At 29.2% G+C, this 1,642-nt stretch carries 2 protein-coding genes; both read left to right on the forward strand.

The window, feature by feature from the left end; all coding sequences use genetic code 11:
- Positions 1 to 148: 148 nt before the first annotated feature.
- Positions 149 to 709 (forward strand): hypothetical protein, encoded by a 561-nt coding sequence (locus ABD816_RS22055; RefSeq protein ID WP_344931071.1) that lies wholly within the window; start codon positions 149 to 151, stop codon positions 707 to 709.
- Positions 710 to 964: 255 nt separating this feature from the next.
- Entirely contained in the window at positions 965 to 1,504 is a 540-nt protein-coding gene (locus ABD816_RS22060) for a hypothetical protein (RefSeq protein WP_344931072.1), read from the forward strand.
- Positions 1,505 to 1,642: the final 138 nt, after the last annotated feature.

The following is a 1,642-nucleotide window of genomic DNA, read 5'->3' on the forward strand; positions in this document are numbered from 1 at the left end:
TACCTCGACCAAAAAAGAAAACTAGGTCTGGTCAAAAGAATTAGAAAACAAATTGATAAATTTGGATTATCTAATGATGATTTGCAAATAACTGTAAATCAGTGATGTATTTTTACGTTAGTCAGAAGCTGAAGAAACAAGCAGACTAATGAAATTTTATATAGTTTTTACCTTTTTTTTGCTCTCTAATACTATAATGGGACAGAATTTCCATACCGAATTTGAGTATGATAATAAAATTAACAAAAGCATTACAATTCAGAATAGTTATCCCAAAGGCGGACAACGATTTACAACAACAAACGGAAAAGAATACGTTTACGTAACATTTTGGACTTGTATTACTAATAAAGCATCTTTTGATTCGGAATTAGAAATTAATTTTTCAACTAATTTATTTACAATCCCTTCAGAACCTAACATAAACTTCAAATTGTTCTTACCAAATGAAGAAATGACACTTGAGAAAGAGAAATTACCGAATTACGGATTGGATATAATAAGTTTCCTCGACGAAAATATAAGTAAACCCTCTAAATTGAAAACAGTAATTGAACCAAATAGCTCTTATCTTTTCTATTCGGTTGTAATCTCGGACAAAGGTGTAAATGGAACAATAAGAGCAGGTTTTGAATTACAGAAAGATGAACTTATTTATAAACTTAATAACTATGAAATCAACTGTGGGAAAATTGCAATTAAAAATTAAAATTGTTTTGTGTGGAAACCTATATCGGAAGAGCCTTCGCACAACATTATAAAAAACATAGGGCGGTTTAGGCTTAATTTAAAGGCTTGGGTTTATTTATGAGGTCACCAAATTTCCAGTTTGGCATTTAGAGAAAAATAAACGCAAAATATGTAAATTTGGCTTAGTGAGAATTCGAAAGACAGTGCTTATCCTCTGCCCTACGTTCCTTACACCAAATGTTGTAATTAATTTCCAAAAACATTAAAAAACATTATGAGCCATAGATTTATTAGTTTGATAGCTTTACTTATTTGTATATTCTCAAGTTGTGATACTCTAAGGAAGCCCTTGCTAATAAACTCTAAAAATGGAGGTGTTTTTTTGGATAATAAAACCGAAATAAAGCCAGGGATGAATAAAAAAGAAGTTTTAAAAAAACATCCTGAATGGATAACAGACTCATTAAATATATCAAATGGTTATAGTTGGATTTACTACAAAAATTTTAAAAGTGAAAAAACGACTTTTGATTTAAGACTATGTTTTTTTGAAAATAAATTTTGTGGTATTAATTTATTCATTGATGATTTCGAAAAAGAGGCAAAAACTATAAAACCTGATTGGAATAAAGACCATCCAAAATCCCAATTTAATTTACTAAAATATTGGTTAACAAATCAGGTTGGTACAGAGCGGGAATTTAATTGGGGTGTTATTTACGAAGATTTTCAAGGTGTTTATTCCAAGATAAAAGAATTTGTTCCAAAAGGACATTTTGCAAATAGATATCCGCATAAATTAAAATATAACTAATTACAACAATAGCTCCTATGTAAAGCCCTTTCCCAAGTCCTAGGTTAAATTTACGATATTTTTTTATTTTATTTATTTCATTATGATGATGATTTTATAGTGTTGGAATGTTGGCAACGCCATTAAGCGTTGTCAATA

It is taken from the genome of Aquimarina addita (genome assembly GCF_039539305.1).
Classification (GTDB): domain Bacteria; phylum Bacteroidota; class Bacteroidia; order Flavobacteriales; family Flavobacteriaceae; genus Aquimarina; species Aquimarina addita.